This is a genomic window from Teichococcus coralli (assembly GCF_009829925.1).
GTDB classification, from domain to species: Bacteria; Pseudomonadota; Alphaproteobacteria; order Acetobacterales; family Acetobacteraceae; genus Pseudoroseomonas; species Pseudoroseomonas coralli.
This window is the reverse complement of record NZ_SNVJ01000013.1, coordinates 45,567-65,421: the sequence shown is the minus strand read 5'-3', so window position 1 is coordinate 65,421 and position 19,855 is coordinate 45,567. Positions and strand designations below refer to the sequence as shown.

At 72.8% G+C, this 19,855-nt stretch carries 15 protein-coding genes; 11 read left to right on the top strand and 4 right to left on the bottom strand.

Features of this window, described 5'->3' with window-relative positions:
• The first annotated feature begins 233 nt into the window (after window positions 1–233).
• The 9 genes from E0493_RS15040 (at window position 234) to E0493_RS15000 (ending at window position 12,570) form a co-directional block, all read left to right on the top strand.
• Window positions 234–884: a sigma-70 family RNA polymerase sigma factor gene (locus E0493_RS15040; RefSeq protein WP_160938008.1), complete on the top strand. Its 651-nt coding sequence runs from the start codon at window positions 234–236 to the stop codon at window positions 882–884.
• Window positions 885–889: 5 nt separating this feature from the next.
• Entirely contained in the window at window positions 890–1,309 is a 420-nt protein-coding gene (locus E0493_RS15035; RefSeq protein WP_160938006.1) for a hypothetical protein, read from the top strand.
• On the top strand, window positions 1,306–1,761 hold the full coding sequence (locus tag E0493_RS15030; protein ID WP_160938004.1) for a periplasmic heavy metal sensor: 456 nt from the start codon (window positions 1,306–1,308) through the stop codon (window positions 1,759–1,761). The genes E0493_RS15035 and E0493_RS15030 overlap by 4 nt, the downstream gene beginning before the upstream one ends.
• A gap of 1 nt (window position 1,762) precedes the next feature.
• On the top strand, window positions 1,763–3,187 hold the full coding sequence (locus tag E0493_RS15025) for an efflux transporter outer membrane subunit (protein ID WP_160938003.1): 1,425 nt from the start codon (window positions 1,763–1,765) through the stop codon (window positions 3,185–3,187).
• A gap of 11 nt (window positions 3,188–3,198) precedes the next feature.
• Window positions 3,199–4,509, top strand: coding sequence for an efflux RND transporter periplasmic adaptor subunit (locus E0493_RS15020; protein ID WP_160938001.1), 1,311 nt, complete (start codon window positions 3,199–3,201; stop codon window positions 4,507–4,509).
• Window positions 4,506–7,682 carry an efflux RND transporter permease subunit gene (locus E0493_RS15015; protein WP_160937999.1) on the top strand — a complete coding sequence of 1,059 codons (3,177 nt, stop codon included), beginning with the start codon at window positions 4,506–4,508 and terminating at the stop codon, window positions 7,680–7,682. Before E0493_RS15020 ends, E0493_RS15015 begins: the two co-directional genes overlap by 4 nt.
• 11 nt (window positions 7,683–7,693) lie before the next feature.
• On the top strand, window positions 7,694–10,798 hold the full coding sequence (locus E0493_RS15010) for an efflux RND transporter permease subunit (RefSeq protein WP_160937998.1): 3,105 nt from the start codon (window positions 7,694–7,696) through the stop codon (window positions 10,796–10,798).
• Window positions 10,799–11,203: 405 nt separating this feature from the next.
• Complete coding sequence (locus tag E0493_RS15005) at window positions 11,204–11,428, top strand: hypothetical protein (RefSeq protein WP_160937996.1); 225 nt, start codon at window positions 11,204–11,206, stop codon at window positions 11,426–11,428.
• Between the two features lie 116 nt (window positions 11,429–11,544).
• Window positions 11,545–12,570, top strand: a complete 1,026-nt coding sequence (locus tag E0493_RS15000) for a glycosyltransferase family 2 protein (protein WP_160937994.1) — start codon at window positions 11,545–11,547, stop codon at window positions 12,568–12,570.
• Window positions 12,571–12,591: 21 nt separating this feature from the next.
• Here E0493_RS15000 and E0493_RS14995 read toward each other — a convergent pair whose 3' ends face one another.
• The 3 genes from E0493_RS14995 to pepN are packed head-to-tail and all read right to left on the bottom strand — an operon-like array spanning window position 12,592 to window position 17,300.
• Entirely contained in the window at window positions 12,592–13,965 is a 1,374-nt protein-coding gene (locus E0493_RS14995) for a sensor histidine kinase (protein ID WP_160937992.1), read from the bottom strand.
• 2 nt (window positions 13,966–13,967) lie between these two features.
• Window positions 13,968–14,657: a winged helix-turn-helix domain-containing protein gene (locus E0493_RS14990; protein WP_160937990.1), complete on the bottom strand. Its 690-nt coding sequence runs from the start codon at window positions 14,655–14,657 to the stop codon at window positions 13,968–13,970.
• A 9-nt stretch (window positions 14,658–14,666) separates the two neighbouring features.
• On the bottom strand, window positions 14,667–17,300 hold the full coding sequence (gene pepN / locus E0493_RS14985) for an aminopeptidase N (RefSeq protein ID WP_160937988.1): 2,634 nt from the start codon (window positions 17,298–17,300) through the stop codon (window positions 14,667–14,669).
• A gap of 194 nt (window positions 17,301–17,494) precedes the next feature.
• Here pepN and E0493_RS14980 point away from each other — a divergent pair, with 194 nt between their 5' ends.
• Both E0493_RS14980 and E0493_RS14975 read left to right on the top strand, forming a co-directional pair.
• Window positions 17,495–18,220 (top strand): haloacid dehalogenase type II, encoded by a 726-nt coding sequence (locus tag E0493_RS14980; protein ID WP_160937987.1) that lies wholly within the window; start codon window positions 17,495–17,497, stop codon window positions 18,218–18,220.
• A 47-nt stretch (window positions 18,221–18,267) separates the two neighbouring features.
• The gene (locus tag E0493_RS14975; RefSeq protein WP_160937985.1) at window positions 18,268–18,837 is read left to right on the top strand and encodes a helix-turn-helix domain-containing protein; all 570 of its coding nucleotides are present in this window, start codon (window positions 18,268–18,270) and stop codon (window positions 18,835–18,837) included.
• A 195-nt stretch (window positions 18,838–19,032) separates the two neighbouring features.
• Here E0493_RS14975 and E0493_RS14970 read toward each other — a convergent pair whose 3' ends face one another.
• Window positions 19,033–19,854 (bottom strand): nitroreductase family protein, encoded by an 822-nt coding sequence (locus E0493_RS14970; RefSeq protein ID WP_160937983.1) that lies wholly within the window; start codon window positions 19,852–19,854, stop codon window positions 19,033–19,035.
• Window position 19,855 lies beyond the last annotated feature (1 nt).

Below are 19,855 nucleotides of genomic sequence, written 5' to 3'. Positions count from 1 at the left end.
CTCCTCCGAGACTCCCTCTTCTTTTTTCTGTCGGTTTGAAAGCGCTGGCGGCGCACGCCCGCGCCGGGGCTGGAGCAGCCCCGGCGACTGCGACCACAAACTTGCAGAATAAAGATGGGGGTTTGGGAGAATTCCTTCCCCCAATCTTTTTCCACCAGAAGGCGAAAAAATTCCGGTTGCCGCGGCGTGGGTTTCGGCGTTCACCCCCGTATCAGGGGCACGAAGCGAGCCCCATGCCGAACGCCCTCACCCTTTCCCTCCGCCCCCTTGTCCCCTGGGAGGCCTCCATCGCCAAACGGTCCACGCCTGCTCCGGGCGCCGAAGCCCCGCTGGCGCGCGACCTGTCGGCGGCGGAGGACGCGGTGCTGCTCGGCTGGGCGGCGGAGGGCGACCGGCGCGCCTTCGACGCGCTGGCGGGGCGGCATCTGCCGCTGCTCTACCGCGTGGCGCTGCGTGTCACCGGCCAGCCCGCCGAGGCGGAGGAGGTGGCGCAGGAGGCCATGCTGCGGCTGTGGCAGAACGCCGCCAGGTTCGACCCCGGCCGGGCGCGGCTCGGCACCTGGCTCTACCGGATCACCGCCAACCTGGCGATCGACCGTGTCCGCCGCGCCCGCTTCCAACCGCTCGCCACGGTCGCGGAGGCGCCGGACCCGGCACCCGGCCCCGAGGCCACCCTGGATGCCCGCCAGCGCCATGCCCTGCTCGCGGCGGCGCTGGAGGAACTGCCGCCGCGCCAGCGCGCCGCCCTCGCCCTCGCCTACGACCAGGGGCTGAGCGGGGCGGAGGCGGCGGCGGCGCTCTCGGTTTCGACCCGCGCCCTGGAGGGGCTGCTGCGCCGCGCGCGCCGCTTCCTCGCCGCCCGGCTGCGCGGGGAGGAGGAATGATGCCGATGCGGCTCGACGACTTCGCCCGGCTGCTGGACACCCACGGCGCCGAACCGGCCCGCTGGCCGCCCGAGGCCATTCCCGCGGCGCGGGCGCTGCTGGAACGCTCCGCCACGGCGCGCGGCCTGCAGGCCGAGGCGCGGATGCTGGACGCAGCGCTGCGCGACAGCCTGCCCGGCCCCAGCCCGGAGGCGCTGGCGCGGATGCGCGCCCATGTCGGGCGCGCTGTGGCCCGCATGCCCGTGCCGCCGCAGGCGGGGCGCGGCGGCGTGCTGCAATGGCTGCGGCCCTGGCTGCCGGCGGGCTGCGGCGCGCTGGTGACGCTCGCCGCCTGCGGGTTCTGGCTCAGCCGCATGCCGCAGCCCGCACCGGAGGAGGTGCTCGGCGCCCCCCGGATGCTGGCGATGATGGAAACCGCCGAATGATCCGTGCCGATGGTTCCCCCGTGCTGCTGAAGGGGCTCCTTGGCGCGTCCCTGGCGCTGAACCTGGTGCTTGGCGGGGTGCTCTGGTGGCGCTCCGGGCCCGACCTGCCGCCGGTGAGCCGGATGCAGGCGCATCTCGAGCGCATCCTGCCCGAGCCCGACCGCAGCGTGTTCCAGCGCAGCATGGAGAAAGGCAGGCCAGGCTACGAGGCGGCCCGCGCGGCGGTGCGGGAGAGCCACGCGGCGGTGCGCGCCGCGCTCACCCGCGAGCCCTTCGACCCCGCCGCGCTGCGCGCCGCCATGGCGGCGTCCCGCGAGCGCTGGGGCGAGTTCGGGCGGCTTTTCGAGGACAGCCTGGCGACGGGCCTCACGGCCGTCTCGCCCGAGGGGCGGCGGCTGATCGCCGAGGACATGGCGCGCGACTCGCGGCGCCACAGGGGTGAGCGGGACTAGCATGACGGCTTCCTCGACGACGGGTGCGGCGCCGCGCGGGCGGGCCGGATGGGCGCTGCTGCTGCTCGGCGCCCTGGCGGCCTGCGGGCCGCGGCCGGAGCCGGTGCTTTCGGGGCTCGACGCCACCGCCCGCTTCCGCAACGCCGATGCCGCCGCCCCCGCCCGCTGGCCGGACCCGGACTGGTGGACCGGCTTCAGCGCGCCGGAGCTGGACCGGCTGATGGCGGCGGCCATGGCGGGAAATTTCGACCTTGCCGCCGCCGCCGCGCGGGTGCGCCAGGCCGATGCCCAGCTCCGCGTCGCCGGGGCCTCGCTGTTCCCGACCGTCGTGCTGGACACCGGCGTCACCCAGCAGCGCAGCGTGGCGAGCAGCCTGAGCGGGCGCAAGCGCAGCTCCACCGGCTATGACGCCACCCTCTCGGCCGGCTACGAGGTGGATTTCTGGGGCCGCATCCGCTCGCTGACGGAAGCGGCGCGGCAGAACCTGCGGGCCAGCCGGTTCGACGTGGGCACCGTGCTGCTCACCACCGAGGCCTCGATCGCCAACACCTATTTCGAGGTGCTGGCCGCGCGCGAGGAACTGCGGGTGCAGGAGCAGAACCTGGCCGCCGCACGCCGCATCCTGGAGGTGATCCGCCAGCAGGTGCGCTTCGGCACCGCCACCGGGCTCGACCTGGCGCAGCAGGAGACGGTGGTGGCGCAGCTGCAGGCCGGCATCCCCAGCCTGCGGCAGACCGCCGAGCAGGGCGCCAACGCGCTGGCCGTGCTGACCGGCCAGCCGCCGAGCGCGCTGGCCCTCAGCCCCGATGCCTTCGACCGCCTGCGCATCCCGGTCGCCGCGCCGGGCCAGCCGGCCGACCTGCTGGCCCGGCGGCCGGACGTGCAGGCGGCCGAGGCGACCCTCGCCGCCGCCAATGCCGACGTGGCCGCCGCCCGCGCCGCGCTGCTGCCGGCGGTGACGCTGAGCGCCTCGGGCGGCGTGCAGTCGGCGGCGCTGGGCATGCTGCTGCTGCCGGAATCGCAGTTCTTTTCCCTGGTGGCCGGGCTGGCGCAAACCATCTTCGATGATGGCGCGCTGCGCGGCCGGGTGGCGCTCAGCCGCGCCCAGGCGGAGGAGCTTCTGGTGGAGTACCGCCGTGCCATCGTCACCGCCCTGCAGGACGTGGAGGATGCCCTCGTGGCCCTGCGCGAGACCACCGCGCAGGAGACCCTGCGCCAGGAGGCGGCCGCCCGCGCCCAGCGCGCCTACGACATCGCCGAATCCCAGTTGCGGGCCGGCACGATCACGCTGATCACCCTGCTGAACACCCAGCAGACCCTGTTCTCCGCGCGCGTCAGCCTGGTGCAGGCGCGGCTCGCCCGGCTGCAGGCCGCCGTCGCGCTGTTCCGCGCGCTCGGCGGCGGCTGGCAGCCGCAGCCCCAATGAACCCGGATCGCATGATGGCCCGCTCCCGCACCCTGCTCGTCACCCTGGTCGTCCTGGCGCTCGGCGCCGGGGCGGGGGCCTATGTCTGGCAGCAGCGCCAGGAGGCGGCGCCCGCCGGGCGCAGCGCCGCGCAGACCACCCCCGGCCAGCCCGGCGGCCGCGGCCGCGGCGGCACCGCCGTGCCGGTGACGGTGGCCGCGGCGCAGCAGAGGGAGCTGCGGCTCACCCTCGACGCGCTGGGCACGGTGCAGGCGCTGAACAGCGTCACGGTGCGCTCGCAGGTGACCGGCCAGCTCACCGAGGTGCGGTTCCGCGAGGGGCAGGAGGTGCAGGCCGGCGAGGTGCTGGCCCGCATCGACGACCGCACCTATGTCGCGGCGCTCGCCCAGGCGCAGGCGAAGCAGGCCTATGACCAGGCGCAGCTGGAGAACGCCCGCACCGACCTGAAGCGCTACCAGGGGCTGCTCGCCGCCAACGGCGTGACCCGCCAGCAGGTGGACACCCAGCGCGCCCAGGTGGCGATGTACGAGGCGCAGGTGGCGCAGGACCAGGCCAGCATCGACACGGCAAAGGCCCAGCTCGACTACACCACCATTCGCGCGCCGTTCGATGGCCGCGTCGGCCTGCGGCAGGTGGACCCGGGCAACCTGGTCGGCTCCGGCGACGCCACCGGCATCGTCAGCATCACGCAGATGCGGCCGATCGCGGTGAACTTCACCATCCCGCAGGCCGAGCTGCCGCGGCTGCGGCGCGCCATGGCCGCCGGGCCGGTGGCGGTGGAGACCGTGACGGACAGCGGCGGCACCGCCAGCCAGCCGGTGGCGCAGGCCGAGGCGCCGGCGCGCGGCACGGTGATGACGGTGGACAACCAGGTGGACCCCGCCACCGGCACGGTGAAGGTGAAGGCCGTGTTTCCCAACGAGGAGACCCGCCTCTGGCCCGGCGCCTTCGTCAGCCTGCGGCTGGGGATCGAGACGGTGCCGGACGCCACCGTGGTGCCGCTGGTGGCGGTGCAGCAGGGGCCGAACGGCGCCTTCGCCTTTGTCGCCAAGGCGGACGACACGGTGGAGCAGCGCCCGCTGGTGCTGGGCGCGGTGACGCGCAGCGAGGCCGCCATCCGCGAGGGGCTGCAGCCCGGCGAGCAGGTGGTGACCTCCGGGGCGCTGCGGCTGAACCCGGGCAGCAAGATCGCCATCGCCGAGGGCAACGCGCCCGGCGCCGCGCCGCCCGGCGGCAGCGCGCCGCGCGAGGGGCAGCCCGGCGCGCAATCCGGGCGCGGGCGGCAGCGGCAGGCGGCGGAAGCCAACCGGAGCGCGCCGTGAACATCGCCGCCCCCTTCATCGCGCGGCCTGTCGCCACCACGCTGCTGTCCATCGCGGTGCTGCTGGCGGGGCTGATGGGCTACCTGCGCCTGCCGGTCTCCTCCCTGCCGGAGGTGGACTTCCCGACCATCGAGGTGACGACGCAGCTGCCCGGCGCCTCGCCCGACACCGCCGCCGTGCTGATCACCGCGCCGCTGGAGCGCAACTTCGCGCAGATCTCGGGGCTGCAGGTGATGTCCTCGGTGAGCGGGCCGGGGGTCAGCCGCATCACCCTGCAGTTCCGGCTGGACAAGAGCATCGACGAGGCGGCGCAGGACGTGCAGGCGGCGCTCGACGCCGCGCGCGGCACGCTGCCCTCAACGCTGCCCTATCCGCCGGTCTATTCCAAGGTGAACCCGGCCGACCCGCCGGTGATCACCCTGGCGCTGACCTCCGACACGCTGCCGATCATGCGGCTCTCGGACACTGCCGACACGCTGCTGGCGCAGAAGCTCTCCCAGGCGACCGGCGTCGGCCGCGTCACCGTGCAGGGCAACATGCGGCCCGCCGTGCGGCTGCGCGTCGATCCGCTGCGGCTGGCCGCCTACGGCATCGGGCTGGACACGGTGCGGACGGCGATCACGGCGGCCAACCAGAACTCGCCGAAGGGCTCGCTGGACGGGCCACGCCAGGCCTCCTCCATCCTGGCCAACGACCAGATCACCACGCCCGCCGAGTTCGGCGACATCATCCTGACCTGGCAGAACGGCGCCCCGGTGCGGCTGCGCGACGTCGGCGAGGCGGTGGAGTCGCTGGAGAACGAGCGCAACGGCGCCTGGTTCAACGGCCACCCCGCCGTGCTGATCGACGTGCAGCGCCAGCCCGGCGCCAACATCGTGCAGACGGTGGAGCGCATCCGCACCCTGTTGCCGCAGCTGGAGAGCGCCATCCCCGCCGGGGCGCAGCTCACCGTGGTGTCGGACCGCACGGAGACCATCCGCGCCTCGGTGCGGGAAGTGCAGTTCACGCTGGTGCTGGCGGTCGCGCTGGTGGTGGGGGTGATCTACCTCTTCCTCGGCAGCGGGCGGGCGACGCTGGTGCCCGCCGTGTCGCTGCCGCTCTCCATCGTCGGCACCTTCGGCATCATGGCCGTCATGGGCTACTCGCTCGACAACCTCTCGCTGATGGCGCTGACCATCGCGACGGGCTTCGTGGTGGACGACGCCATCGTCATGATCGAGAACATCGTCCGGCTGATCGAGAAGGGCGAGAAGCCGCTGGCGGCCGCCTATGAGGGCTCGCGGCAGATCGCCTTCACCATCGTCTCGCTGACGCTGTCGCTGATCGCGGTGTTCATCCCGCTGCTGTTCATGGAGGGGGTGGTGGGGCGGCTGTTCCGCGAGTTCGCGGAAACGCTGACCGCCGCCGTGCTGGTCTCCATGGTGGTTTCCCTGACGCTGACGCCGATGATGTGCGCGCTGGTGCTGCGCGCCGGGCACCGCCCCTCCCGCCTGGCGGCCGGCTTCGAGCGTGGCTTTGAGCGGCTGCGGCTGGGCTATGGCCGGGCGCTCGCGGTGACCATGCGCCACCAGGGGCTGATGCTGCTGGTCGCCACCGCGACGGTGGCGCTGACCGCCTGGCTCTACGTCGTCGTGCCCAAGGGCTTCCTGCCGGTGCAGGACACCGGCCTCATCCAGATCATGACCGAGGCGCCGCAGGACACCTCCTTCCCGCGCTCGGCCGAGATCCAGCAGCGGGTCGCCGCCGTGGTGCGGGCCGACCCGGCGGTCGCCGCCGTCACCGCCGTGGCCGGCGCGGGGGCGCTGAACCCGGCGCAGAACACCGGGCGCATCACCGCCGTGCTGCGCCCGCGCGATGAGCGCGACCTGGACGCGCAGGGGGTGATCGCCCGGCTGAAGCCGAAGCTCGACGCCATTCCCGGCGCCGTGGCCTATCCCGTGGCGGTGCAGGACATCCAGATCAGCCCGCGCGTCAGCACCACCCAGTACCAGTACACGCTGACCGACGCGGACGCGGCGACGCTCTCGCTCTGGGCGCCGCGCGTGCTGGCCCGGCTGCGCGCGATCCCCGGCCTGCGCGACGTCGCCACCGACCAGCGCGAGGACGGCGTGCGGCTCGCCGTCCAGGTGGACCGCGACCGCGCCGCGCGCCTCGGCGTGACCATGCAGGCGGTGGACAACGTGCTCTACAACGCTTTCGGGCAGCGGCAGATCTCCACCATCTACGGCCAGAGCAACCAGTACCGCGTGGTGCTGGAGGCCTCCGACCGGCTGCGCCAGGACCCGACGGCGATCGGCCAGCTGCGCGTCGCCGGGACCGACAACGCGCAGGTGCCGCTGGCCGAGATCGCCCGCTTCACCCGCACCAGCGGCCCGCTGCTGGTGACGCGGGAGAACCAGTTCCCCGCGGTGACCATCAGCTTCAACCTGGCGGAGGGCATGTCGCTCGGCCAGGCGGTGGACGCCATCAAGACCGCCGAGCGGGAGATCGGCCTGCCGGACAGCGTCGCCGGGCGCTTCGCCGGGGACGCGGCGGAGTTCAACGCCTCGCTCGCCGGCCAGCCCTGGCTGATCCTGGCGGCCGTCGTGGTGATCTACATCGTGCTGGGCGTGCTCTACGAGAGCCTGATCCACCCCATCACCATCCTCTCCACCCTGCCCTCGGCCGGCATCGGCGCGCTGCTGGCGCTGCGGCTCTGGGGGCTCGACCTCTCGGTGGTCGGGCTGATCGGCATCATCCTGCTGATGGGCATCGTCAAGAAGAACGCCATCATGATGATCGACTTCGCGCTGGAGGCGCAGCGCGACCACGGCATGGCGCCGCGCGCGGCGATCGTGGAGGCGGCGCTGCTGCGCTTCCGGCCGATCATGATGACCACCGCCGCGGCGCTGCTCGGCGCCCTGCCGCTGATGCTGGGCTCCGGCACCGGCTCGGAGCTGCGCCTGCCGCTCGGCGTCTCCATTGTCGGCGGGCTGCTGCTCAGCCAGCTGGTGACGCTGTTCACCACGCCGGCCATCTACCTGGCGCTGGAGGCGGTGCGGGCGCGGGTGCAGCGCTGGTGGCATGGCCGTGACCCCCAGGGCGGTGACCCCCAAGGCCGTGACCCCCAAGGCCGTGACCCCCAAGGCCGTGACCCCCAGGGCCGCGACCCGCACGCCGCGCCGGCGGAGTAGGAGGACAGGAAATGTTCTCGATCTCCGGGCCTTTCCTGCGGCGGCCGATCGGCACCATGCTGCTGGCGCTGGGCCTGGCGCTGGCCGGACTGGTGGCGCTGCGTCAGCTCCCCGTCTCCTCCATGCCGCGGGTCGATATCCCGACGCTCTTCATCAGCGTCAGCCAGCCCGGCGCCAACCCGGAGACGCTGGCGGCGACGGTGCTGGCGCCGCTGGAGCGGCGCATCGGCGAGGTGGCGGGCATCACGGAGATGACGGCCTTCGCCTCCAGCGGCAGCGGCAACATCATCGTCCAGTTCGACATCTCGCGCAGCCAGGCGGATGCGGCGCGGGACGTGCAGGCGGCGGTGAACGCGGCGCGCGAGGACCTGCCCTCCGGCATGCCGAGCCCGCCGCGCGTGCGCAAGATCAACCCGGCCGACGCGCCGGTGCTGATCCTGGCGATGACCTCGGACACCCTGCGCTCCACCGCGCTCTACGACGTGGCGGACAGCATCGTGGCGCAGCGGCTCTCGCAGGTTCTGGGCGTGGCGCAGGTGCAGGTGGGCGGCGCCGACCAGCCGGCGGTGCGCGTCGCCGTCAACCCGGACGCCGCCGCCGCCGCCGGCGTCTCGCTGGACGACATCCGCACCGCCATCACCAGCGCCAACGTCACGCAGCCGGTGGGCAGCATCGAGGGGCCGGAGCAGTCGGCCATGCTGTCGGTGAACGATCGCCTCAGCCGCGCCGAGCAGTACCGCACACTAGTGGTGAAGAGCGCGGACGGCGGCATCACCCGCCTCTCGCAGCTCGCCGAGGTGCGGGACGGCACGCGCTCCAGCCGGCAGGCGGCCTGGTTCAACGACCGCCAGGCCATCCTGCTGATGGTGTTCAAGCAGGCCGACGCCAACGTGCTGGACGTGGTGGCGGGAGTGAAGGGCCTGCTGCCGCAGATGCAGAAATGGGTGCCCGGCGGCGTGCACCTCTCCATCATGAGCGACCGCTCCGGCACCATCCATGCCAGCGTGGAGGAGGTGGAGTTCACGCTGCTGGTCACCATCGCGCTGGTGGTCGGCGTGGTGGCGCTGTTCCTGCGCCGGCTCGGGCCCACGCTGGCGGCCTGCGCCACCGTGCCGCTCTCCCTGCTCGGCACGCTCTTCGTCATCTGGCTGCTGGGCTACTCGCTCAACAACTTCTCGCTGATGGCGCTGATCATCTCGGTCGGCTTCGTGGTGGACGACGCCATCGTGATGATCGAGAACATGGCGCGGATGCGCGAGCGCGGCATGCCCGCCTTCCAGGCGGCGCTGGAGGGGGCGCGGCAGATCGGCTTCACCATCGTCTCGATCACCGTCTCGCTGATCGCGGTGTTCATCCCGCTGCTGGCCATGCCGGGGCTGGTCGGCCGCTTCTTCCGCGAGTTCTCCGCCACGCTGGCCATCGCCGTCGGCATCTCGGCGGTGCTGGCGCTCACCCTCACGCCGATGATCGCCGCCTATCTCGACCCGCCGCCCGGCCCCTCGGGCAAGGAGAAGCCGCCCGGCCGCTTCGGCCGCGCCTTCGAGGCGGCGATGGGCGCGGTGGTGCGCGGCTACATGCGCTCGCTCGGCGTGGTGCTGCGCTTCCGCTGGCTGATGGTGCTGGCCAATCTCGGCTTCGTCGCGCTCACCGTCTGGCTCTACGTCGTGGTGCCCAAGGGCTTCTTCCCGGAGCAGGACACCGGCCTGCTGGTCGGCAACGCCCAGGCGGCGCCGGACACCTCCTTCGCCACCATGGAGCGGCTGACCAAGGCGGTGACGAGGATCATCCAGCGCGACCCGGCGGTGGCCAGCGTCGGCGCCTCGATCGGCACCAGTTCCTGGAATGGCGGCACCAGCTCGGCCAGCTTCTACGTCGCGCTGAAGCCGCGGGAGGAGCGCGACGCCTCGGCCAACGAGGTGATCGCCCGGCTGCGCGCGCCGCTCGGGCGCATCCCCGGCGTCAACGCCTTCCTGCGCGCGCAGCAGGACATCTATATCGGCGGGCGGCCGGGCAACGCCTCCTACTCCTACATCCTGCTCGGCACCGACCTCGACGAGCTGCGCCAGTGGACCAACACCATGGTCGAGAAGCTGCGCACCGTGCCGGGCCTGGCCGACGTCTCCAGCGACCAGGAGCGTTCCGGCCTGGTGAACCGCGTGGTGATCGACCGCGACGCCGCCGCGCGGCTCGGCGTCGGCATGGACGACGTCAGCACGGCGCTCAACAACGCCTTCTCGCAGCGGCAGGTCTCCACCATCTACGGCAGCCGCAACCAGTACAAAGTGGTGCTGGAGATCGACCCGGCGCTGCAGCAGGCCTCCACCCAGCTCAACCGCCTCTTCGTGCCGGCCAGCGACGGCACGCAGGTGCCGCTCGGCGCGCTGGCGCATGTGGAGCGGGACGTGGCGCCGCTGCGCGTCACGCATCGCGGGCAGTTCCCGGCCACCACCATCACCTTCAACCTCGGCGAGGGCATCGCCCTCAGCGACGCCACCGCGCTGGTGCAGCAGGCCGAGCGCGAGGTGCTGCTGCCGGGCTCGATCCGCTCGCAATACGGCGGCAACGCGGCCGCCTTCAACGACTTCAGCCGCTCCCAGCCGCTGCTGATCCTGGCCGCGCTGGTCTCGATCTACCTGGTGCTCGGCATCCTCTACGAGAGCTTCATCCATCCGCTGACCATCATCTCAACGCTGCCGACCGCCGGGCTGGGCGCGCTGCTGGCGCTGCTGGCCACCGGCACCGCCTTCTCGGTGATGGCCTTGATCGGCGTGATCCTGCTGATGGGCATCGTGAAGAAGAACGCCATCATGCTGGTGGACTTCGCCCTGGAGCACGAGCGTACCGAAGGCCTGGGCAGCGCCGCCGCCATCCTCGCCGCCTGCCGCGACCGCTTCCGGCCGATCCTGATGACCACCCTCGCCGCGCTGTTCGGCGCCGTGCCGCTGGCGCTCGGCACCGGCACGGGGGCGGAGATGCGGCAGCCGCTCGGCATCACCATCATCGGCGGGCTGGTCGTCTCGCAGTTGCTCACGCTCTACACCACCCCGGTCATTTTCCTGATGCTGGACCGGCTGCGGCGACGCCGGACGTCCGCCCTTCCGGCGGCGGCGGAGTAGGGGAGAAAGGCCGGGAAAGGGGTTCCCCCGGCCCCTCCACCCTTCTTCTGCCCGCCCGGTCTTCCCGCCTGGGTCTTCTGCCCGCCTGGGTCTTTTGCTGCCGGGCACGGGCAGGGCGAGGCACCGCCGCCGGGCGGCTTTCCGTCCCCATGATTCTCAACCAATGCGTGGGTCTCCGATTCGGCCGGCTTGCGGTGCGCTCCGGCCCGCCGCAGCGCCGAATGCAGTCCCCTCGCGCAAGGTCCGGCCCTTCAACACCCGCCTTCCGCCACCAAATGATCCAGGGAGGCGATTTTCCCCAAGATTCGGCCTCGCGGAAACGTGCGCGACTTGGTAAATTCCTGGTGAAAGCTGCCCCGCACCCAGAGGTCTGCCTGGATGAGCATCGCTTCGGAAAGGCCCGCCATGACCATCGAGCTGAAGGAAGACCGTATCATGCGGCCTGTGCCTCTTGCCGAGACGTCTTCCCGCAGCGGCGGGCACGCGGCGGCGACTCCGCTCGCGGAAATGGTGCGGCAGGCGCGGCGCTTCGCCGAGGGGCGCCCGTCGCCGGCCCGCGGGCTGCTGTTCGGCCTGTTCTTCTCGCTGCTGCTCTGGGCCGCCATCATCGGCTTCCTGCTGGCCCTCTGAGCCGCCGCCCGGGCTGTCCAATCTGTGACGGCCCGGCGCCGGCTTTCCGACAAGCCCAGGCTGGCCCTGGAAGGGACTTGTCCGGTAGAGCCTCCCGACCAGGAGTCAGACCGACCATGTCCGTCGCCACACCCGCGCAGGCGCGCGAGCTCATCACGCTGGCCGTTCCCGTCCTGAACGAGGAACACTACATCGGCCCCTGCCTGGAATCCCTGCTGACGCAGGGCGATACCTTCCGGCTGGAGATCCTGGTGCTGGACGGCGGCAGCCATGACCGCACCGCCGAGATCGTGCATGCCCTGGCGGCGAGGCATCCGGAGATCCGTCTCGTCGAGAACCCGGCGCGCCTGCAGTCCGCCGCCGTCAACCTGGCCGCCCGGGTCGCCGCGCGCGAGTCGCGCGTCATCCTGCGCGCCGACGCCCATGCCTGGTACCCGCCCGGCTTCGTCACCGGCGTGGTCGCGGGCCTGCGCGCGCAGGATGCGACCTCGGTGGTGGTGCCCATGCTTACCGTCGGCCATCAGGGCATGCAGCGCGGCATCGCGGCGGCGCAGAACAGCCGGCTCGGCAATGGCGGCTCGGCGCACCGGCTCGGGCTGCGCTCGGAGTGGGTGGACCACGGCCACCACGCCGCCTTCGACCGGGCCTTCTTTCTCTCGATCGGCGGCTACGACGAAAGCTTCACCCACAACGAGGATGCCGAGCTGGACCAGCGCGCCCGCGCGGCGGGCGGCCGCATCTGGCTCTGCGCCGACCATCCCGTGACCTATTTCCCGCGCAAGGACCTGGCCTCGCTGGCGCGGCAATACGTGAAGCACGGGGCCGGGCGGGCGCGCACCCTGCTGAAGCACCGGCTGCGGCCGAAGCCGCGGCAGATGGCGCCGGTGATCGCGCTGCTCGGCAATGTGGCGGCCCTGCTGGTGGCGCCCTTCTGGCTGCCCGCCCTGCTGGTGCCGGCCCTCTATGCCGCGCTGTGCCTGGGCTGGGGTGCCGCGCTCGCCTTCCGCAAGCGCGATCCCTGGCTGGCGGCGGCGGGGCCGGCGGCCATGGTCATGCACATGGCCTGGGGTGTCGGCTTCCTGCGCAGCCTGCTGCGGAACCGCGGGCAGCGCGGCTTTGCGGTGCCGGCCTCGGCCAGCTGAGGCAGGCGGCGGGCGGCGCCCTCAGGAACCGGGCGCCGCGCCGGGAAGGGCGGGCGCGCTGGAAGCCGCCTCCCCGCGCAGGTCGAGCGTGACGCCCAGCCCGCGGCCGCCCGGCCCTTCGCCCAGCGTCACCTGGCCCCCATGCAGCCGCGCCACGGCGGCCACCAGCGCCAGGCCCAGCCCGGTGCCGGGCGTGTTGCGGCTGCGGTCGAGCCGGTAGAAGCGGCGCAGCACGCGCCCGCGCTCCTCCGGCGGAACTCCGGGGCCTTCATCCGCCACGCTCAGCACGGGGCCGGGCCGCAGCACCACATGGACCGTGCCGCCGCCATGGCCGAGCGCATTGTCCAGCAGGTTGGCCACCGCCTGCCGCAACAGCGCCGCGCTGCCCGGGATCGCCTGGCCCGGCGCCACCTCGGCGCGCAGGGCACGCCCGGCCTCCTCGGCCACCGGCCCATAGACTTCCGCCACTCCCTCCACCAGGGCGGAAAGGTCCACCGGCACGAAGCCCTCCCGCCCCGCTCCCGCCTCGGTGCGGGCAATGCGGAGAAGCGCGGCGAAGGTGGCGAGGATCTGGTCCAGCTCGGCCACGGCGCCTTCCAGCATGGCGGCATCGGCTTCCGCCGCGCGCGGCCGGGCCAGCGCCGCCTCCAGCCGCTGGCGCAGGCGGGAGAGCGGCGAGCGCAGGTCATGCGCCACGTCGTCCGTCACCTGCCGCACCTCGGCCACCAGCGCCTCGATGCGCGCCAGCATGGCGTTGATGGTGTCGGCGAGGCGGTCGAACTCGTCGCCCGTGCCGCTTTCGGGCAGGCGGCGGGCCAGGTCGCCGGCCATCACCGCACGGGCGGCGGTGCTGATGCCGGCGAGGCGCCGCTCCAGCCGCCGCGCCACCAGGAAGCCCAGCACCAGCGCCAGCAGCGCCGCCAGCCCGCCGGCGATCGGCGGCGTCCAGGCCAGGGCGGTGGCGGCCCGGTCCACCAGGGCGAGGTCGGTGGCGACGATCAGGTTGCTGCCGTCCGGCAGGATGGCGCCCAGCGCGCGCAGGCGGCTCTCCCCTTCCTGCGGCGACAGGGTGGCGAAGCCGCGCAGCCGCGCCGGGGCGCCGGGCAGCCGGCCGGCGATCGGATGACCGTTCGGCGCCAGCAGCAGCACGCGCAGCGGCCCGCCGCGCCGCGCATAGACCGCCGCCGCGTCCGCCAGGCCGCGCAGGCCATAGGTCTCGTAGTCGCGCAGCAGCCCCTCGGCATCGGCGGCCAGCACGAGATCGAGCTGCCGCCGCAGCGCTTCCTGCGCGCGCAGCCAGCCCCAGCCGGCGCCCAGGAAGGAGGTCACCAGCACCACGACGCCGACCAGCAGCGCCACGCGGGGCGCGAAGCTGCGCGGCCCGGGCAGCCGCAAGCTCAGCCGCCCTCCGGCGCGGGCGGCGCCAGGACGTAGCCGGCGCCGCGCACGGTGCGGATCATCGGCGCCTCGCCGCCGGCCTCCAGCTTGCGGCGCACCCGGCTGACATGCACGTCCACGACGTTGGTGGTGGGGTCGAAGGAGAAGTCCCAGACCTTTTCCAGCAGCAGGGTGCGCGTGAGCACCTGGCCGGGATGGCGCATCATGAACTCCAGCAGGCGGAACTCGGTGGGCAGCATCTCCATCGCGCGACCGCCGCGGGCCACGGTGCGGCGCAGCAGGTCCATCCGCAGGTCGCCCACCGCCAGCTCCGTCACCTCCGCCTGCGGCGCCGGGCGGCGGGCCAGGGCGCGGACGCGGGCGCGCAGCTCGGCGAAGGCGAAGGGCTTGGCGAGATAGTCGTCCGCCCCGGCTTCCAGTCCCTCGACGCGCCGGTCCACCTCGCTGAGCGCCGTCAGCATCAGCACCGGCGTGGCGATGCCGGAGGCGCGCAGCGCCCGCAGGATGGCGAGCCCGTCCGGCCCCGGCAGCATGCGGTCGCTGACGATGACGTCGAAGGGCTCGTTCAGGGCGAGGTAGAGCCCGTCCCTGCCGTTGCGCGCGACGTCAACCACGTAGCCCTCCTCGCCCAGGCCCTTGGCGATGTAGTCGGCCGTCGCGGCATCGTCCTCGATCACCAGGATGCGCATGCCGCGGCCTCAGGCGGCGAGGCTTTTGGAGACCTTCTCATAGGTCCCCTTGGAGAGGCCCGGCCGGGCCAGGATGCGCTCCAGCCCGGCGCGCATCAGGGCGCCGCGCGCCGCGTCCTGCCGCTTCCACAGCCCGAGCGGCGAGACCAGGCGCGCGGCCACCTGCGTGTTCACCGCATCCAGCGCGATCACCATCTCGGCCAGGAAGCGGTAGCCGTCGCCCGAGGCGTCGTGGAAGCGGGCCGGGTTGCCGGCGGCGAAGGCGCCGATCAGGGACCGCGCGCGGTTGGGGTTGCGCAGGTCGAAATCCGGGTGCCGCGCCAGGGCGCGAACGGCCTCCAGCGCGTCCGGCCGCGCGGCGCTGGCCTGGATGGCGAACCACTTGTCCAGCACCAGGTCGTCATGCCGCCATTTCCCGTGGAACGCATCCAGCGCCGCCTGCCGGGCCGGGCTGTCGGAATCCGCCAGCACCCGCAGGGCGGCGAGCACGTCGGTCATGTTGCGGCCGGCCTCGAACTGCTGCTCGGCACGGGCCAGGCCCTCGGCGCCCGCCGCTCCTTCGGCCCGCGCGAGATAGGCGAGGCTGGCATTGCGCAACGCCCGGCGGCCGATCGAGGCGCCGTCGATGCGATAGGGGCCGGTCTCCTCCAGTGCGCCGTGCAGCGCGGCGAGGCGTGGCGAGAAGCGGGTGCCGAGCGCGCCGCGCAGGAACTGCCGCATGGCGTGGATCGCCTCGGGATCGGCCACCGCCATCTGGTCGGCGACGAAATCCTCCGAGGGCAGCACCAGCGCCTCGGCGGCGAAGGCGGGGTCCTCCATGGCGCGGTCCAGCGCGGCGCCGAAGATGGCGGCCAGCCCTTCCGGCAGGGCGAGCGGCTTCTGGCTGCGAACCTCCTCGACCAGGCGCAGCATCTCGGCGGTCGCGTATTGCTGCGCCGAATCCCAGCGGACGAAGGGGTCCGTGTCATGCGCAGCGAGAAAGCCGAGTTGCTCCAGCGAAAGGCCGGAAAGCTTCACCGGCGCGGAATAGCCGCGCAGCAGCGAGGGCACCGGCTTCGCCGGCAGCCCCTCGAAGGTGAAGCCCTGCTCCGCCTCCTCCAGCAACAGCAGGCCGGCGCCGGGGAGTTCCGCGCCATCGGGACCGATCAGACCCATGGCGACGGGGATCGGCACCGGCTGCTTCTCCGGCTGGCCGGGCGTCGGCGGGGTGGATTGCGCCAGCGTCAGGGTGTAGCGGCCGCTGGCCTTGTCGAAGGCGTCGCGCACGCGCAGCGCGGGCGTGCCGGCCTGGGCGTACCAGCGGGCGAAGCGGGAAAGGTCGGTCCCCGAGGCGTCCTGCATGGCGCGGACAAAGTCCTCGATCGTCACGGCCTGGTTGTCGTGCCGGGCGATGTAGAGGTCCATGCCCTTGCGGAAATTGGCCTCGCCGATCAGGCGGCGCATCATCCGCACCACCTCGGCGCCCTTCTGGTACACCGTGGCGGTGTAGAAGTTGTTGATCTCGACGTAGGAATCCGGGCGCACCGGATGCGCCATCGGCCCCGCGTCCTCGGGGAACTGGGCGGCACGCAGGCGGCGCACGTCGCCGATGCGCTTCACCGCCGCCGAGCCCTGGTCGGCGCTGAAGTGCTGGTCGCGGAAGACGGTCAGCCCCTCCTTCAGCGAAAGCTGGAACCAGTCGCGGCAGGTGACGCGATTGCCCGTCCAGTTGTGGAAGTACTCGTGCGCGACGACGGTCTCGATGCCCTCGTAGTCCGCATCGGTCGCGGTTTCCGGCCGCGCCAGGATGTATTTGGTGTTGAAGACGTTGAGTCCCTTGTTCTCCATCGCCCCCATGTTGAAGTCGGAGACGGCGGCGATGTTGAAGACGTCGAGGTCGTATTCGAGGCCGTAGGTGTCCTCGTCCCAGGCCATCGAGCGCTTCAGCGAATCCATGGCGTGGCCGCAGGCGTCCTCGTCGCCCTTCCGCACATAGATGCCGAGCGCGACCTTGCGGCCCGAGCGGGTGGTGAAGCGGTCCCGCATGGCGACGAGATCGCCGGCCACCACGGCGAACAGGTAGGAAGGCTTCGGGTGCGGATCGACCCAGCGGGCCCAGTGGCGGCCGTCCGGCAGTTCGCCGGCGCCGTCGGGGTTGCCGTTGGAGAGCAGCACCGGGCAGGCGGCGCGGTCGGCCTCCAGCGTGGTGGTGTAGCGCGCCATCACGTCCGGCCGGTCGGGGAAATAGGTGATGCGGCGGAAGCCCTCGGCCTCGCACTGGGTGAAGTAGTTGCCGCCGGAAAGGTAAAGGCCGGAAAGCTCGCTGTTGGCCTCGGGCGAGATCCCCACCTCGGTCTCCAGCGTGAAGGCCGCCGGCACATCGGCGACGCGCAGCCCGCCGCCGGGCAGGTGGGCCAGGCGGTCGGCGCCGAGGGGGGCGCCATCCAGCCGGGCGGCGAGCAGTGTCAGCGCCTCGCCATCCAGCTCCAGGTCGGCCGCGGGCGCGGCGGCGGGATTGCGGCGCAGCGCCAGCTTCGCCTTCACCCGCGTCGCGGTGGGGTGCAGGGCGAGGTGCAGGTCCACCTGATCGACCAGAAAGGCGGGCGGGCGGTAGTCCTCGCGGCGGATGGTGGGCGGCGGGGATTGCGGTTCGGTCTCGGCCATGGCTCGCCCTCCGGAGATACGCGGGAAGGCCCGCAATATGGCCCCGCCGGCCCCGCAAGCCCAGGGGCGGGCGGGCGGGACTGGCGGGCGGGCGGGACTGGCGGGCGGGCGGGACTGGCGGGCGCGCGCATTCACCCTTCCCGCAACGGGGCCCGGCATGGCACCGTTTCCATGGTGGCCTGCGGAGAGCTGCGATGTCGCGCCTGCACGATTTCCGTGTTCTGACCTTCGACTGCTACGGCACCCTGATCGACTGGGAGAGCGGCATATACGACGCCCTGCAGCCGCTGCTGCGGCGTGGCGGCCTCGACCTCCCGCGCGACGCGGTGCTGGAGGCCTTCGCACACCATGAGTCGGCCCAGCAGGCCGAGACGCCGGCCATGCGCTATGCCGAGTTGCTCAGCCAGGTGCATCACCGCCTCGCCGACGAATGGGGCATCGAGCCAGACGAGGCGGGCGCCGTGCGCTTCGGCGCCTCGGTGCCGGACTGGCCGGCCTTCCCGGATTCCGCCGGGGCGCTCGCCTACCTCAAGCGGCACTACATGCTGGTGATCCTCTCCAACGTGGACCATGCGAGCTTCGCGGGCAGCCGCAAGCGCCTCGGCGTGGCCTTCGACGCCGTCTACACGGCCGAGGAGATCGGCAGCTACAAGCCCGACCCGCGCAACTTCCGGTTCATGCTGACCAAGCTCGGCGCGCAGGGGTTCGGACGCGGCGAGATCCTGCATGTGGCGCAGAGCCTGTTCCACGACCACGCGCCGGCCAAGCGGGTCGGCCTCGCCTCCGCCTGGATCGACCGGCGGCACGGCCAGGAGGGCTGGGGCGCCACCATGCCCCCGCCTTCCGGCGCCGGCTACGAGTTCCGCTTCGCCTCGCTGGCGGAGATGGTGGCGGCGCACCAGGCCGACGCCCTGGCCTGAGGGGTGGGGGGATTCTGTCCCCCGCCCCTTCCGCCTATGCTCCGGCCATGTCCCTCCCCGACAGCAGCGCCCAACTGGCGCAGCGCCTGAAAGCCGAGCGCGAGGCCCGCAACTGGTCGCTGGCCGAGCTGGCGGAGCGTTCCGGCGTTTCCAAGGCGATGATCAGCAAGATCGAGCGCGACGAGGTCAGCCCGACCGCGGCACTGCTCGGCCGGCTCTCGGGCGCCTTCGGCCTGAGCCTGTCGCAGATGCTGGCGCGCGCCGAGCAGGGCGGCGGCCAACTGGCGCGCGCGGCGGAGCAGCCCCTCTGGCGCGACCCGGAAACCGGCTTCACCCGCCGCGCCCTCACCCCCGCCGGCGGGCCGCCGACGCCGCTGGACCTGGTCTGGGGCGAGCTGCCGCCCGGCCGGTCGGTGGACTACCCGGCCGCCGCCTTCGCCTTCATCCAGGACCAGCAGATCGTGCTGCTGGAAGGGGTGCTGCACTTCACCCAAGGGGCGGCGCTGCACGAGATGGGCGCCGGGGACTGCCTGCGCCTCGGGCCGCCCGAGGCCTGCCGCTTCCACAATCCCGGGGATGCGCCCTGCCGGTATCTGGTGGTGCTGTTGCGGCGATAGCTCGAGGCCCGGCGGCGGAGCCGGGGGAGAATGAATTCTCCCCCGGAACCCCCTCTTCTTTTTTCTGTCCGTTTTGTTGCTCCGGCCGCACGCGCCCGCGCCGGGGGCTGGAGCAGCCCCGGCGACTGCGGCCGCGAGGCCAACTGGCAGAAAGAAGCTGGGGGTCTGGGGGAATTCCTTCCCCCAGCCTTCCCGTCACTTCAGCGGAAAGCCGAGATCCCGCAGGGCCGCCTTGAGCCCGTCCCGCCCGTGCAGCGCGGAGACGCGGCCGAGCCGCGCCATGACGCGGTCGGTCCAGCGATAGGCCTTCATCTCGTTGCGGGCGCTGAACTCGGCCAGCGCGGCATCGTACAGACCGCGCGCCCCGGGCTCGGCGCCGGCGTCGTACTGCTCGCGGTGCAGGATGGTGTTCTGCGGCAGGCGCGGCTTCACCTCCGCGCGGGCCTCGGGGTCGGCATAGCCGACGCAGAGGCCGAACATCCCCACCACGCCCGGCGGCAGCGCCAGCTCCGCCGCCACGCGCCGCACGTCGTTGCGCAGCGCGCCGATATAGACGGTGGAAAGGCCCAGCGACTCGGCGGCCACCGTGGCGTTCTGCGCCGCCAGCGCGGCATCCAGCGCCGCCACCAGGAAGGTCTCGAAATAGGGCAGCGCTTCCAGCGTGGCGCCCTCGGCCTCGGCCAGGCGGGCGTTGCGCGAAAGGTCGGCGAGCCAGACGAGAAAGAGCGGGCATTGGGTGATGTGGCGCTGGTTGTTCGCCACCTCGGCGAAGACCGCCTTGCGCGCCGGATCGGTCACCGCGACGACGGACCAGGTCTGCATGTTGGAGGAGGTGGCGGCGGATTGCGCCGCCGCCACCAGGGTTTCCAGGGTCCCCTCCGGCAGCGGGTCGGAGCGGTAGGCGCGGACGGAGCGGTGCTGCATCAGCGCCGCGATCACGTCGTTCCAAGGGCCGGCGGGCGGCAGGGCGGCCGCGCCGTAGCGGGCCAGGAGGGCATCATGCTGGTCGGTGCTCATG